This window comes from Sphingobacterium cavernae (assembly GCF_008520265.1).
Classification (GTDB): domain Bacteria; phylum Bacteroidota; class Bacteroidia; order Sphingobacteriales; family Sphingobacteriaceae; genus Sphingobacterium; species Sphingobacterium cavernae.
This window is the reverse complement of record NZ_VIQM01000108.1, coordinates 63,034-77,328: the sequence shown is the minus strand read 5'-3', so window position 1 is coordinate 77,328 and position 14,295 is coordinate 63,034. Positions and strand designations below refer to the sequence as shown.

The window sequence follows — 14,295 nt, the reverse complement described above, 5'->3', positions numbered from 1 at the left end:
TTATTCTCTAAAGATTTCCAGGTTATTTTATCATCGTGTGTAGCTCTTTTCGATATTGTAGAGCACTTTTACCCGTAAAAGCTTTAAACAACTTATTGAAATGACTAAAATTATGAAATCCACTTTCATAACTGATATTCACAATACTCATTGGTTTTTCGGCTAACAATTTGCAGGCATGTACAATCCTATATTCGTTGACAAAACGCGTAAAAGTCTTATTGGTTACTTTTTTAAAAAATCGACAAAATGAAGGTACGGTCATACTTGACATTTCGGCAACTTTATCCAAACTTATCTCATCTGTAAAATGATCTTTCACATAATTGAATATCATATTAATCCGATCATTATCTTGCACTTGCAACTCTACCATAAATCCAGACGCATTGAGAATTTTGTGATCAGCTGCTGATTCCAACTCTTTCAAAACTTCCAATAAGCTAATCAATCGTTGAAATGGCTCCTGATCAAACATATTTTCTATTTTAGAACCAATAGCTTTTTTTGTGGTGGCACTAAATGCTAGACCGGCTTTTGCAGTTTCAAAAAAGTCAATTAAAAATTTGTTTTCAGGAAGCATCATAAATTCTCTTCCAAACAACTCTGGCTTAAATTGGATTACTGTCTCCTTTTTATTCCCAGTATTTGTATCTGTAAATCCACAATGTGGTAGATTACTACCTATCAAGAAGAGGTCTCCCTTGGTATAATAGGATATATGACTACCTATTTGTCGTTTTCCGGCTCCACCATGCACATATACAATCTCTATCTCAGGATGATAATGCCAGACATGCGCCTTATTATTCTCATTCTCTATATATTTCGAATAAGCAAAAGAACTACCGAAAGAGGGCTCGACTACTTCAAAGCTTGGGTTGATCTTTTTCATAACGAGTAGAAAGTTAGATAAAAATTCACAAGAAATTAACTAAAGATTATTTTTTGTGATAAACCATCAATATAGCATAGAAATTAGAAAATACTGCATAAAAATCATACATTTTTCAGCTATACATTTGTATTGTAAGTTATTTAATAATCATTTAAAATTATTTGTCATGAAAAATTTATTAAAATCAACTTTTTTACTTACTCTTTTAGCAATTTCATCAGCAACTTATAGCAACGATATCAAATTATCGGTAAAACCTCATTCATATAAAGAAAAATCAATTGTCCTTTCAACAAAAGAACTTGAAAAAGTTGATTTATTTATCTACAACATATATGATGGTGAACTTTATAAAGAAAGTATCAAAGCTGACAAACCTTTAACTAAGGTTTACAACCTAAATGCCTTCCCAGAAGGACATTATATTGTAAAACTGGTAAAAGGCAAGGAAACAATTGAGTATGAATTAAGAATTACACGAGATAAAGCGCTGGTTTCGGCACCTCTTGTAAGTAAATAAGATTCGAAAACTCAAAAATTTATGTTTACTAAGTACAATTATGTGGCTTGTCGTAGCGAAATTAAATGATGAATGGATGTTGAAATGCTTTGTGAAGCTGATAATATTCAACTAACGAATACAAAATAGACATACACAGATTTACGAGGATAAACTTAAATATTATAAGAAATTTTAACCAAACCTGTTAACCTTAATATTGAATTATTGAGTTAGAATAAGCTTTAGCACGAATACACTTACATAATGTCTAAAGCTTATTCTTTACATACATAATAAGATGCCAAAATAAATTGTGCATCTCGCTAAAATAGAACTTTCTCTCCCCTATATATATTGTTAACTCCTTATTCACAAAATAAGGGGTTTTCTTTTGAAATCTTAAGCACCAACTTTTTGATTAAATTTGTGTTATATTTATGTTAATTAAAAGTTTCCAAAATGAAGCAACTACTTACACGGTTTATTTGCGTTGCTACTATTCTATGTAATGGCTTGATTTCATTTGGTCAAAATTTTGAAAGCATTGATTTTCTGCAAAAGCCATTTCAATTTGACAAATCACGCTTAGAAACATTTGATTTTCCAACCATAATAAGTGAAGAGGCAATTCAACAATTTCATCAAAAGATTAATTCAGAAGAATATCAGCATCTTATACATGAACTCGTAACTTATCGTACAAATGAAAAGCTTAGCGATTGGCTGTATTATCAACTGATTCGACGAGTTTCGCAATCTTTAAGTCCAAAATCTGAAAATTACCCACGCTACACATTGTACAAATGGTATTTGATGAATAAATCGGGCTATGATGCACGTATCGCAATAGGAAATAATCAAATCATTTTCTACATAAAAAACAAAGAAGACATTTCGGACATCCCATTTTTTAACATTGATAATCAACAATACACTTGCTTGAATTACCACGATTACGGAAAATTATTTCAACGTACAAATGCGTATAAACCTGTGGATATCTATTTTGAAGAAGGTATAAATGATTTTAGGTATAAAATAGATCAAATGCCGGAGTTAATTGCACAAGGCTACAAAGAAAAGAATATTCAATTTGAATATAACGACAAAGTGTACAATTTTAACATCAAAGTAAATGATGAAGTTTCCAGTATATTTAAAAACTATCCAGGCGTTGATTTCGAATCATACTTTAATATACCACTGACAAAAGAAACATACAGCTCGTTGATTCCTCTATTAAAAAAGAATGTGGCTGAGATGAACACTGAAAATGGGGTCGATTATTTGATGCGATTTACTCGCTATGCTTTCCTATATGAAGATGACGAAGAAAATTTTGGCACTGAAAAAAGACTTTCGCCAGAACTCACGCTGCTCAATCCATACAGCGATTGTGATGACCGTGTGGCGTTGTTCTTTTATTTGGTAAAAGAGATTTATAATCTCCCGATGGTCGCGATCTTGTATCCATCACACATTACTATGGGTGTTCAGTTTGACAAAAAGATTGGTAAAACCATCAAATTTGAAGATCAATATTATTCAATTTGTGAACCAACACCGCAAGCTACAAGCCTCAACATAGGTGAATTGGCAGACAAATATTTGGACGAAGAATACAAAGTCGTATACCACTACTCTCCCAAATAAAAAACTCCCCATTCAATGAACGAGGAGTTAATGATTAGGTTTAAAATTATAGTATTATATAATAATTTGATTGAAGATTACAAACCTACAGTCCAACCTTTAGCCCATTCAGGTGTAGAAGTACCTGCTCCAGCACCAGTAGCAGTTCCATCTTCTGTAAATACCGATGCTACATCTACAGACGAACCATCACTTTTCTTACCTTTAGACTTGGTAGCGACATTATCAAATTTTACACGAGTAGCTTTCAACGTAGAACCAACATATCCAATTGTCACATCATGTTCTACATCAAATCCAGTTCCCCAGTTGGAAAGAACCACATTATCAAGCATACCCTTTGTACCTACGCGAAGTTTTATAGCTTGAGATTCACCTTCATGAGCACCACGACCAATCAAAGTTAAATTTTTAATCGTTGGGTTAGAGGTTGGGGTTACATCATGTGTATTTGAATTGTTATCCGCTTCAATACCTCTATTTCCTTTAGCTGAAGCTTCTTTTGCATACCAATTTTCATTTGTACCATTCCAACCTTCAGTCCAGTCAAATTGATCGTCTTCGTTTGCTGTAGCTACTAAATATTTAGAATCTACCGTTCCCCCAAACCATTCGAACCCATCGTCTGAACCTTCGTGAACTTGTACATACTCAATTGTTGTACCTTTACCTACACCAAACATTGATAATCCATTAAATTCTTTTTCTGCTGAGTAAGAATAGCCCGAATATTCAATGCGCAAATACTTAATTGATCCCGAGTTGTCATTTGGTAACGTACCACCGTAAGTTAAACCTGATACTTCTGCTGTAGCTGTAGTTCCCTTGTTAATTGGAGCTTTACCACATAATACTAAACCTCCCCAAGAACTTTGCACTTTATTTGTTGCCGTCATTACGACAGGTTTTGTTGCTGTACCTTCTACAAAGATTTGACCACCTTGAGCTGTAGCAATATATCTTATTTCTTCCCCATCTTTGAAAGCTGTAGCCTCTACAATAACACCAGCTTTAATTGTTAACTTACCGCCGTTTTCTACAATAAGAGGTCCTGTCAATTTATAAACTCCACTTTCCAATACGATGTGTTCGCCGTTCTTAATCGCACCTTTTAGGTTTTCACGATCTACTTCTTTCCCTGGATCTACCACAATAAGTTCATCATCATCGCTATTACAAGCTGTGAAAACGAATGGCGTCGCAGATAAGGACATTAATAATAATAGAGTTGAAACTGATTTTTTCATTATTTATGATTTATTAATTTTCAATTTTTATTTATACAAATAAACCTAGTTAGTATTAACACCTAATTATTTGATTGTTAATTAATTATTAATTATAAAGACTTAGAAATTATACTTCAAACCTATATTGAAGAATTGGCCTTTTTTGTATGAAAGAACTTTTACAGGCTGCGAATTCTCTTGCCATCTTTCGAATGCTGGATTCAAAATATTATGTGCTGCTAATTCCAAACCTATTCTTTTCGAAATTTTACTTTTTACGATTAAATCCAATGTTCCCAATCCTTTATCGACACGATGTCCTAATCCACCAGTTCCAATAGCATAAATTTTGTCGGAGTAATAATTGTAAAGTACAGTAGCCACTATATTTTTGCCTTCAGCGAAATTTTTATTATATGATAAATCCGCGTTGATAATAAAATCAGAGGCTCCAGTGAATTTTGAACTTGAGTGTGTTGGGTCGATATTAACGATACCATTCGTTTCTGTATTCACTTTTTCCGCATCGAAATCTTGGTCTGTTTTCATGATTGCAGAATTAAATCCGAAGCTCAATTTATCTCCATTAAATTCAAGAATATCCTTTTTGAATTCTAATTCTAGACCATATACATAACCATTGTCGCCTGTATTCGCATATGAAATATCATTCGTTGCAGAAGCAATCATAATCTCATTTATCGGATTTTGTATATACTTACCAAATGCCGCTACCGAAATTAATTCAGATTCATTGGGAAACATTTCCCATTTCAAATCTAAATTATAATTGTCCGAAGCATACAAATATGGGTTACCAAGCACCACTTCAGTTACATCATCGTATGGAAAACGTGCTCTCTCTTTGAATTGTGGTAACGTATAAGTTTTGCTGGCTCCAAATCTTAAATTCTGCTTTTCATCTAATGTGTATTTTAGATTCAAACTGGGTAAAAAGGCATCTTTAAGAATCTCATTTTTTGCTTTTGGAAATTCTATACTATAGTAATCAACACTTTGTTTGATTTTCTCAAAACGAGCTCCAAATACAGCAGTCAAACGGTCCGTCAATGCATAATCTACACTTGCAAAAGCGGAATGAATATTTTGATCTCCATTATAATATTGGAATGCATTGCCCGCAAATCCTTTTAATTGGTAAAATGTTCCATAGCCTGCAGCTCCTAAATACTGATCAATATTATTCGGATCTATAACAGTTTGCCTAGCATCTGTAAGTATATTAAAGTTCAATTGCATTACATCAAATGATCTTTTCTTCATTCTTGCATTGTAGCCTAATGTAATTTTCCCTTTATCATCATCACCTAATTTGTAGCTTGCCGCAATGTTAGCAGCATATTCATTTTCTTTCAAGAAATAATTGTAGCGGTGATTATCAGCTTCATTTACACGAATGAAAACATGATCTCCATTACTCAACATACGCGTCTGCGATTGCATACGATCTGGCATATCGCCGTCTACAATATTCGCTGCCAAGCCCCAATTCAAATCAATTTTGTCTGTCAACTCGTGTTTACCAAGCAATTGATTTATTATTAGCTGAGTTTGTGAAAATGTGTTACGTCTCACTACGCCATTCTCATCTTCTGCTGCATCACGAATGTATCCTTTAAAATTATCTGCGAACTGTTCTCCAGAATTGATATACAAAAAGTTGTAAGCTACGCTGTGCTTATTATTAATTTGATAATTCGCATTCAACATACCTGTAGACTTTGTGTTGTAGCTGTGTCGTGTTTGAAAAAAGCTTTTCAAACGATCACCTTGAGCGCCTACATTTGCATTTAATCCTTCACGATAAGTATATCCATTTGTGAAATTCATAGTTGCAAAAAGAGTCAAACGGCTGTCAGTTCCGACATTAAATGATTTACCTAGCTTGACACCCAAGTCAACAGGCAAGATATTTTTAGAGCCTAAATCCCAACTATTTTTGAAATGGTAACTTCCTTGAGCGTCAGCAGGTATATTGGTGTTCGAAAATCCAAAAAAGCTAGGTCCTTGTTGCAAATTGAAATTGCCCGCTTGCTTCAATGCATTTGTATTCACCGAAGAACCCAAAGAAACTTCAAATAACTGATCACCTTTGAAATTTTTGGAAGCAATGTCTACATTTGCTCCTCCAAAATCACCGTTCAAAGTTGCATTGTGCAATTTATCTACTCCTATATAATCGACTACATCCGTGCTAAATACGTCTAAAGCAATATTCTTTAAGTTTGGATTGCTTGATGGGATCGGTAAGCCATTCAACGAAGTGGTATTGTATCGATCGCCCAAGCCGCGTACATAAACTTGACTATTACCTTCTTGTTTTGATACGCCCGAAAGTTTAGAAACAGCCGTAGCAGCATCACTCACTCCTTTTCTCGACAATTCCTCTACTCCTATTTTCTCTACGACCAAAGCTGCATTTTTGCGCTCTTCTAATAAACCCAGCTCACCAACTTGTGATCTACGACGTGATACAACCACTTCATCCAATGCAGAGCTCGCATTTACTAGCACGACATTCACCATTTCCCAATTCCTATCTGTGAATACGACAGGTGTAGTTTCTTTATTATACCCTAGGTAACTCGTTTCTATGCTGTATTTGCCTTTAGTATTTACAGGAATTGTAAACTCTCCACGCTCGTTTGTAGAAGTTGCTTTACCATTTTCCAATAAGACGATACTTACACCAGGAATAGGTTCTAAAGTTTCCACATCAATGACACGACCTTTAATACCTAAAGCAGAAACACCATCAGCGATAGGTGCACTCATTTTTTGTAATGCAACTAAAGTTTTTGCTGTGTCAATCTGAGCTGCTGTACGGGCAGTTGTGTTATTTTTGTTATTATTTATAAGATCAACATTCACCTTTGTTAATTTACCTCCAGTGATCATTACAGAATCAAACGTTTGTGTTTGCCAACCTTTGGAAGAAAATTCAAGTGTATATTGTCCCTGTGACAAGCCCGCTAAAGTATAATTACCGCTAGGCTCAGATGCTGTTTTTTTATTTAGTGAAATAATCTTAACAGCAACACCAGAAAGAGGCTCTCCAGTATTAGCATTTTTAATAGATCCGGCAACAATACCTGTACTTTGCGCGAGAACCATTCCATTTAAAACTACACCTAGTAATAATAAATTTGCCTTTTTAATGTGTAAATCTACTTTCAACATTATTTAATTTTAATTTAACACAAATTAAAAGCAAGTGTATTAACTCAATGTTACGGTCAAATTACCATTTCGTGACAGAAATGTTAAGTAATCATTAATAAGTAAGACTGAATGTCAAAAAGTTAGATAAAGCCAGTAAAAAAGGTACGTTATGTTGTGCTAAGATTAATTTTTCTTTACGCAGAATACGGTCTTTACCTTGTAATAATTTGAATAGAATTTTCGAATCTAATGTATTGTCTATACCTTTAATGTTAATCTAAAAGCTATTTAGAAATAAAAAATCTATGATAAGTTCAGAAAATCTCACATTTAAATATTCAAATTCTGCTGAATTATCCTTTCCAAGTGTACATGTTGAGAAACATAATCATTCCCTTTTGTTGGGAGAATCAGGAAGTGGCAAAACAACTTTACTACATTTGCTGGGTGGACTATCACAACCAAAATCCGGTAAAGTTTTTATAAATGAAACAGACATTTATAACTTGAGCGAACAAGAAAGAGATCTTTTTAGAGCAAAAAATATGGGTTTTATTTTCCAAGATGCGCATTTACTAAAAAATCTGACGATCGAAGAAAACATTCTACTCGCGCAATATCTAGCGAAAGAAAAGCAAAACAAAAAAGCTGTTGCTGATATTCTAGATAAATTACAAATTCGAGAAAAGTCAAACAGCTACCCAACCCAATTGAGTCGTGGTCAATTGCAACGTGCTGCTATTGCACGTGCTGTCATTAATAATCCGAAAGTATTGCTTGCGGACGAACCAACAGCAGCACTAGATGATTCGAATACGAAGCATGCAATGGATTTGCTTTTAGAAATAGCGGCAAACTATGATGCTACGCTATTGATTGCGACGCACGACACGCGCATAAAATCATTTTTCGCACACACTTATCAACTATAACAGCACCCTATGAATACATTATCTCTTGTTTGGAAAAATATTTCACAACAATGGGGATCCACTTTATTAAGTGTCCTGCTTACTGCTTTTGGTGTGGCAATTCTAATTGTTATTTACATTAGCTCAGTGACATTAGAGAAACAACTTGAAAACAACACCAAGAATATAGATTTAGTTATCGGAGCTAAAGGTAGCCCAATGCAATTGATATTGAGTTCGCTATATCATGTAGATAACCCTACGGGTAATATTCCGATGAGTGAAGCGAATAAGCTTACTGAAAACCCATTGGTGCAATTAGCTACGCCAATATCTTTAGGTGATAATTATAAAGGACATCGTATTATCGGAACTGATGCTAGTTTTTTAGAACTATATGAGTTGAAATTGAAAGAAGGGAAATTGTGGCGCAAATCTTTTGAAGTTGTATTGGGTTCAGAGGTCGCACGCAAGCACAATCTTAAAATTGGCGATCAAATTTTCAGTGCTCACGGACTATCTGCTGATGCACATCAGCACGACGATCACCCTTTCACAGTTGTAGGTATTTTAAATCCAGCACAGTCTATTGTCGATAATTTAATATTAAGTAATTTAGCCAGTATCTGGGAAGTTCATGGGATTGCACACAATGGCGAACATATTCACGGCGAACATTGCGATCATAATCACGACCATGACCACAATGATGGTCACAATCATGCACATGAGAAACCTTCAACAGCGCAAAGCCATAATGATGAACATAAACACGCTCATTCTAACCACGATCACGCACATCATGAAGAACACGATGACAGCCATGAAGATCATAAACATGAACACAGTGAATCATCACATAAACACGAAGAGCAATTAGTAACGGAGAAACCACAGAACAATGATTTTATCAAAAGCTTAGGACAAGACATGATCAAAGATCAAGGTGTTGAAATTACTGCCTTGTTAATCAAATACAGTTCACCTACTGCAATTAGTGTATTGCCACGTATGGTTAACCAAAGTACCCAAATGCAAGCGGCTTCACCTGCCATGGAAAGTTCAAGAATATTTTCATTATTAGGCGTTGGCTTTGATTCTTTAGGAATATTGGCTTATGTTATCATGGTAATTGCAGGATTCAGTGTATTTATTAGTTTGTACAATGCAATGAAAGATCGCAAATACGATTTGGCCATCATGCGTACTTTGGGAGCCACAAAAGCTAAACTATTTACCATTACTATAGTCGAAGGTTTGGTTATTACTTTAATTGGTGGAATTTTTGGATTAATTTTGGGGCATAGCATATTGTATTATATCAGTTTACAAACAAGCGAAAGTGCTGATTTCATTCAAGCATTCGCAATGCATCCAAATGAATTTGTAATTTTGATTTCAGCAATACTAATTGGCGTACTAGCAAGTATTATCCCTGCTATTAAGGCTTATCAAACAACTATTTCGAACACATTATCTTCTAAATAAAATGAAAAACTACATAATTATACTTTGTTTATCGTTATTAACAATTGGGGCTAAAGCTCAGATAGGCGGCTTCAACCAAGGGCTCGACGTTCCAGATCATACTCCAATGATGAATAGCACATGGGAAGCCATTGACAAAATGATGTATAAAGTAACGACAAGTGGAAACAAAAAAGTGTACACGCCACATTATCCTGCGGAATTGAAAAAACTAGAAAACAAGATTGTAGAATTACCCGGTTATTTGGTACCACTGACAAGCGGTCGTCAACACAGCACATTTATGTTATCGGTCTTACCTATTGCACAATGTCAATTTTGTGGAACTAATGGTATTCCACCAATGGTCGAAATTTTTATGAAAAAAGGTTCGATTAAGTTCACAGAAGAACCATTGAAATTAAAAGGAAAAATGGTTTTCAATCCTGAGCCACTGAAAGGAAATGCTGAAATTCAGATTGTGGATGCGGAAATCATTAACTAACGATTCAATAAAGAAACTTCAAGAACTGAAGCTAACGCCGCGGTTTCCGTGCGTAATCTTGCTTCACCCAAAGATAAAGGAATAAAGTCAGCTTCAATAGCCTGGCTTATTTCTTTTTCAGAGAAATCACCTTCTGGACCAATCAAAATCAAATACTTACCACGAGGTGCGAATGTGTTAGAAATATATTTCTTTTCGCTATCTACACAATGTGCAATTCCTTTAATGTATATTTCGCCTTTAATTTCTTGGATAAATTTAGAAAAGCTTGTAGGAGGTTTTATTTTGGGCAAATAAGCTTTTAAAGATTGTTTCATCGCTGCAATAGCGACTTTTTCTAATCGCTCCACCTTAACTTCTTTACGTTCAGAATGCTCGCAAATAATTGGCGTATATGATGTCAAGCCTATTTCGGTAGCTTTTTCAAGAAACCACTCGATACGATCAATATTCTTGGTCGGAGCTACAGCCATATGAATTTCATACGTCGACTTTCCAAAATTCTCTTGTACAGAAAGCACACGCAAAGTTGTCCGTTTGGGGTGCGCTTCGATAATTTCAGTTTCGTATAAACCACCACGACCATCAATAAGGTGAATTTTCTCCCCAACAGTAAGTCGCAACACGCGAATTGCATGTTTGCTTTCCTCTTCACTCAACATAAATGTTGGGTGTGCTGGTTGAATTTCAGGTGTATAAAAAAGTTGCATATTATGAATCTGAATCTTCGTATCCTGTTTCTTCTACTACATCAAGTTTTACATATTCGATATTCTGTTGCGTTTTCTTCATGATTGTAAAACGATACCCAAATTCTTCGGTAGTCTCGCCCACATCAGGAATCTTATCAAACACATGACTCACAAGACCTGCAATCGTATCGTAGTCCGAACTTTGAGGAAGCTCAAAAGGTAAATATTCATTCACATCATGGACTCCTGCACCTGCGTCAATAATAAACTCAGTTTCAGAAATTTGTTCCACTACTGGTGTTTCTTCATCGTATTCATCCTGGATATCACCAACGAGTTCTTCAACGATATCTTCCAAAGTTACCATACCTGAGGTACCACCAAATTCATCTAACACAATAGCAATTTGAATTCGCTTTTGTTGAAACTCTGCCATCAAATCATTGATTTTCTTCGTCTCAGGAATAAAATAAGGCTTACGCATTATGCTTTTAAGCTCTATCTCTTCGCCTTTAAACAAAAGTGGCAATATATCTTTTGTATGTACAATACCGACAATATTATCGATGTTGTCATCATATATCGGAATACGAGAATATCCCTCTTCTGTGACGGTATTGATGAATTCTTCTGGCGAATCACACAACTCTACCGCAATGATCTTAGTTCGCGGAACCATAATATTCTTGACAATACGCTCATTAAAATCAAATACATTTTTGATAAGCTCATGCTCAGAAAGATTCAAAGCGCCAGACTCCATACCCTTATCCAATAAATATTGAAGCTCTTCGGAAGAATGATGCGCCTCATTGGGATGAGGTGTAATTCCAATTAATTTCAACAAGAAATTAGCAAATCCATTAAATACATAAATCAATGGCATCATTAGCCAATAAAATAATCTTAATGGAATAGCGACTCTCATTGTCGTAGCTATTGGTTTTTGAATAGCAATTGATTTTGGTGCCAACTCACCCAATACCACATGTAATAATGTAATGGATCCAAATGCTAGCACTAATCCTAATCCTTTAGTCCAGCTTTGGGAAATATCAATATTGAAAAAAGTAAAAACGTGATTTACCACCTCCGTCATCACCTCCTCTCCGATCCAACCTAGGCCTAGGGATGCTAAAGTAATACCTAGCTGTGTTGCAGCTAGGTATTTGTCCAAATGCTCTGTAATATTCTTTGCTATTTTTGCTACATTGCTACCGGATTTAGCTTGTAGCTCGATCTGCGATGCCCTTACTTTGACAATCGCAAATTCGGCGGCGACAAAAAAGCCATTTGCAAAGACCAATAAAAATGTCCAAAAAATATCGAGAGCCATTTGATTATTTATTTCTTATTTCAGTATTGTAAAGCTCAATACTTTCGTTGATGATATTTTGAGCATAAGCACGACCATAAAGGTTTTGAACCTCTACGCTCTTACCTTCTAATGCTTTATAATCTTGGAAGAAACGAACGATTTCTTTCATCGTATGTGGAGGTAATTCCGACAAATCGTTGATATAATTAACAGAAACATCGTTTTTAGCTACCGCAATGATTTTATCATCTTGTTCGCCACCATCGATCATGTGCATTACACCGATTACTTTAGCTTCGATCAGACTCATTGGATATACGTCCACTGAACTAATTACTAAGATATCTAATGGATCTTTGTCGTCACAATATGTTTGTGGAATAAAGCCATAGTTTGCAGGGTACATTACCGAAGAAAATAAAACGCGATCCAATTTAATCAAACCACTATCTTTATCAATTTCGTATTTCGCTTTCGAGCCTTTAGGTATTTCGATTATAGCATTTACTGAATTTGGCACGTCGTCTCCAGGAGACACTTGATGCCAAGGATGTTGTGTACTCATTAATATTCTTACTGTTTATTGTTGTTTATTTTGATTTCTATTTTTTAGCCATCGCTTTATTATAGCAATGATGATCGGCAAAAACGCAATGACGATCATACCAATGACAATATATTCTACGTAGTTGATGATTTCAGGAAAAGCTGCGCCCAAATAATACCCTGATAGTGTCAATACGCCTACCCAAATTAAGGCTCCTGAGACATTGTAAAAAACGAACTTTTTGAAGTCCAATTTTACTACCCCAGCGAATATTGGTGCAAATGTACGAATAATCGGCACAAAGCGTCCTACAACCAAAGCAGATCCACCATATTTTTGGTAGAATTCTTCAGCCATTACAATATATTTCTGTTTGAAAACAACGGAATCCTTCCGTTTAAAGAGCATAGGCCCGGCTCGATAGCCAAACCAATAACCCGCAAAATTACCTGCTACCCCTGAACCAAGTATACCAAAAAACATAGTCGTAATGCTCACATCGATTTTATTTAATGCGCAAAACAAACCTGCTAGAAATAATAAGTAATCACCTGGTAAAAAAAAGCCAAAGAAAAGACCAGTCTCGGCAAATACAATCAAGCAAACTAAATAGAATCCACCATGACTTAGTAAGTACTCCGGATCCATCAATTGCTGGAAAGAAATTAAAAAATCTTGCATAGTTGTTAGTTATAAGACAATAGCTGTTTTATATTATTCAGCATTGGTAACTTCTGATATTGCTTGACGAATATCTTCAGCAATTTTATTCATTTCATCAGCTGGCAATGATAATTTAGGTTTATCAAAGCTCATATCACTAACTTTATTTAACGGAATCAAATGAATGTGCGCATGTGCAACTTCTAATCCAACCACTGCTACGCCCACTTTTTTACAAGGAAACACTTTCTTGATACCTTGAGATACAATTTTTGCAAACACCCACAATCCCATATACTCGTCATTATCAATATCAAATATATAGTCGGTTTCCTTTTTAGGAATAACCAATACGTGCCCTGGTGTCAGGGGAGATACATCTAAAAAAGCTAAAAAATCATTACTCTCAGCGACCTTATACGCAGGTATTTCACCAGCAATAATTTTCGAAAATATCGTAGACATAAAAATATATCAAATCAGTGTACCTGCAAATATAATAAAATATAAAAAAGAATATCATATATCTTCTGCGCGTTTTGCTATACTTATTACATTTAGATTATTAAAAGTCTCGGCTTCCAATGTTAGTTAAGGTCTTAATAATGATGTTTATTTATAACTCAATATTATGATTTAATATATTTCATGCCAACCTTATTAAAAGTAATGAAAATCAGAAGAGCAAGTATTATCTAACACTTGCTCTTTTGATGATAATTCTTAC

The 14,295-nt window shown here is 34.9% G+C and carries 13 protein-coding genes; 5 read left to right on the top strand and 8 right to left on the bottom strand.

Going from position 1 to position 14,295, the window contains the following annotated elements; genetic code table 11:
* Window positions 1–22: 22 nt before the first annotated feature.
* Window positions 23–895: an AraC family transcriptional regulator gene (locus tag FLS47_RS17285; RefSeq protein ID WP_149915572.1), complete on the bottom strand. Its 873-nt coding sequence runs from the start codon at window positions 893–895 to the stop codon at window positions 23–25.
* Between the two features lie 169 nt (window positions 896–1,064).
* On the opposite strand from FLS47_RS17285, the gene FLS47_RS17280 reads away from it, so the two are divergent.
* Both FLS47_RS17280 and FLS47_RS17275 read left to right on the top strand, forming a co-directional pair.
* On the top strand, window positions 1,065–1,418 hold the full coding sequence (locus FLS47_RS17280; RefSeq protein WP_149915571.1) for a hypothetical protein: 354 nt from the start codon (window positions 1,065–1,067) through the stop codon (window positions 1,416–1,418).
* Between the two features lie 441 nt (window positions 1,419–1,859).
* Entirely contained in the window at window positions 1,860–3,053 is a 1,194-nt protein-coding gene (locus FLS47_RS17275; protein WP_149915570.1) for a hypothetical protein, read from the top strand.
* 77 nt (window positions 3,054–3,130) lie between these two features.
* Here the strand turns inward: FLS47_RS17275 and FLS47_RS17270 are convergent, their stop codons facing one another.
* A complete protein-coding gene (locus tag FLS47_RS17270; RefSeq protein ID WP_149915569.1) occupies window positions 3,131–4,300 on the bottom strand; it encodes a hypothetical protein in 1,170 nt (389 codons plus the stop codon).
* Window positions 4,301–4,402: 102 nt separating this feature from the next.
* Entirely contained in the window at window positions 4,403–7,483 is a 3,081-nt protein-coding gene (locus tag FLS47_RS17265; protein ID WP_149915568.1) for a TonB-dependent receptor domain-containing protein, read from the bottom strand.
* Between the two features lie 287 nt (window positions 7,484–7,770).
* Here FLS47_RS17265 and FLS47_RS17260 point away from each other — a divergent pair, with 287 nt between their 5' ends.
* From FLS47_RS17260 to FLS47_RS17250, 3 genes are read left to right on the top strand one after another with little or no spacing between them, the layout of a single operon-like run.
* Window positions 7,771–8,397 carry an ABC transporter ATP-binding protein gene (locus FLS47_RS17260; RefSeq protein ID WP_149915567.1) on the top strand — a complete coding sequence of 209 codons (627 nt, stop codon included), beginning with the start codon at window positions 7,771–7,773 and terminating at the stop codon, window positions 8,395–8,397.
* A 9-nt stretch (window positions 8,398–8,406) separates the two neighbouring features.
* The gene (locus FLS47_RS17255; protein ID WP_149915566.1) at window positions 8,407–9,864 is read left to right on the top strand and encodes an ABC transporter permease; all 1,458 of its coding nucleotides are present in this window, start codon (window positions 8,407–8,409) and stop codon (window positions 9,862–9,864) included.
* Between the two features lies 1 nt (window position 9,865).
* On the top strand, window positions 9,866–10,348 hold the full coding sequence (locus FLS47_RS17250) for a hypothetical protein (protein ID WP_149915565.1): 483 nt from the start codon (window positions 9,866–9,868) through the stop codon (window positions 10,346–10,348).
* Here the strand turns inward: FLS47_RS17250 and FLS47_RS17245 are convergent.
* From FLS47_RS17245 to FLS47_RS17225, 5 genes are read right to left on the bottom strand one after another with little or no spacing between them, the layout of a single operon-like run.
* Window positions 10,345–11,058 (bottom strand): 16S rRNA (uracil(1498)-N(3))-methyltransferase, encoded by a 714-nt coding sequence (locus FLS47_RS17245; protein WP_149915564.1) that lies wholly within the window; start codon window positions 11,056–11,058, stop codon window positions 10,345–10,347. The genes FLS47_RS17250 and FLS47_RS17245 overlap by 4 nt on opposite strands.
* A 1-nt stretch (window position 11,059) precedes the next feature.
* Window positions 11,060–12,376, bottom strand: coding sequence for a hemolysin family protein (locus FLS47_RS17240; protein WP_149915563.1), 1,317 nt, complete (start codon window positions 12,374–12,376; stop codon window positions 11,060–11,062).
* A 4-nt stretch (window positions 12,377–12,380) separates the two neighbouring features.
* Window positions 12,381–12,923, bottom strand: a complete 543-nt coding sequence (locus tag FLS47_RS17235) for an inorganic diphosphatase (RefSeq protein WP_149915562.1) — start codon at window positions 12,921–12,923, stop codon at window positions 12,381–12,383.
* A 15-nt stretch (window positions 12,924–12,938) separates the two neighbouring features.
* Entirely contained in the window at window positions 12,939–13,586 is a 648-nt protein-coding gene (locus tag FLS47_RS17230; RefSeq protein ID WP_149915561.1) for a DedA family protein, read from the bottom strand.
* Window positions 13,587–13,619: 33 nt separating this feature from the next.
* Entirely contained in the window at window positions 13,620–14,033 is a 414-nt protein-coding gene (locus tag FLS47_RS17225; RefSeq protein ID WP_149915560.1) for an HIT family protein, read from the bottom strand.
* Between the last annotated feature and the right edge of the window lie 262 nt (window positions 14,034–14,295).

What these genes read in the sequence shown, in the direction of transcription:
- FLS47_RS17285 (WP_149915572.1), bottom strand. Translation starts at nt 895, where the DNA reads ATGAAAAAGATCAACCCAAGCTTTGAAGTAGTCGAGCCCTCTTTCGGT.
- FLS47_RS17280 (WP_149915571.1), top strand. Translation starts at nt 1,065, where the DNA reads ATGAAAAATTTATTAAAATCAACTTTTTTACTTACTCTTTTAGCAATT.
- FLS47_RS17275 (WP_149915570.1), top strand. Translation starts at nt 1,860, where the DNA reads ATGAAGCAACTACTTACACGGTTTATTTGCGTTGCTACTATTCTATGT.
- FLS47_RS17270 (WP_149915569.1), bottom strand. Translation starts at nt 4,300, where the DNA reads ATGAAAAAATCAGTTTCAACTCTATTATTATTAATGTCCTTATCTGCG.
- FLS47_RS17265 (WP_149915568.1), bottom strand. Translation starts at nt 7,483, where the DNA reads ATGTTGAAAGTAGATTTACACATTAAAAAGGCAAATTTATTATTACTA.
- FLS47_RS17260 (WP_149915567.1), top strand. Translation starts at nt 7,771, where the DNA reads ATGATAAGTTCAGAAAATCTCACATTTAAATATTCAAATTCTGCTGAA.
- FLS47_RS17255 (WP_149915566.1), top strand. Translation starts at nt 8,407, where the DNA reads ATGAATACATTATCTCTTGTTTGGAAAAATATTTCACAACAATGGGGA.
- FLS47_RS17250 (WP_149915565.1), top strand. Translation starts at nt 9,866, where the DNA reads ATGAAAAACTACATAATTATACTTTGTTTATCGTTATTAACAATTGGG.
- FLS47_RS17245 (WP_149915564.1), bottom strand. Translation starts at nt 11,058, where the DNA reads ATGCAACTTTTTTATACACCTGAAATTCAACCAGCACACCCAACATTT.
- FLS47_RS17240 (WP_149915563.1), bottom strand. Translation starts at nt 12,376, where the DNA reads ATGGCTCTCGATATTTTTTGGACATTTTTATTGGTCTTTGCAAATGGC.
- FLS47_RS17235 (WP_149915562.1), bottom strand. Translation starts at nt 12,923, where the DNA reads ATGAGTACACAACATCCTTGGCATCAAGTGTCTCCTGGAGACGACGTG.
- FLS47_RS17230 (WP_149915561.1), bottom strand. Translation starts at nt 13,586, where the DNA reads ATGCAAGATTTTTTAATTTCTTTCCAGCAATTGATGGATCCGGAGTAC.
- FLS47_RS17225 (WP_149915560.1), bottom strand. Translation starts at nt 14,033, where the DNA reads ATGTCTACGATATTTTCGAAAATTATTGCTGGTGAAATACCTGCGTAT.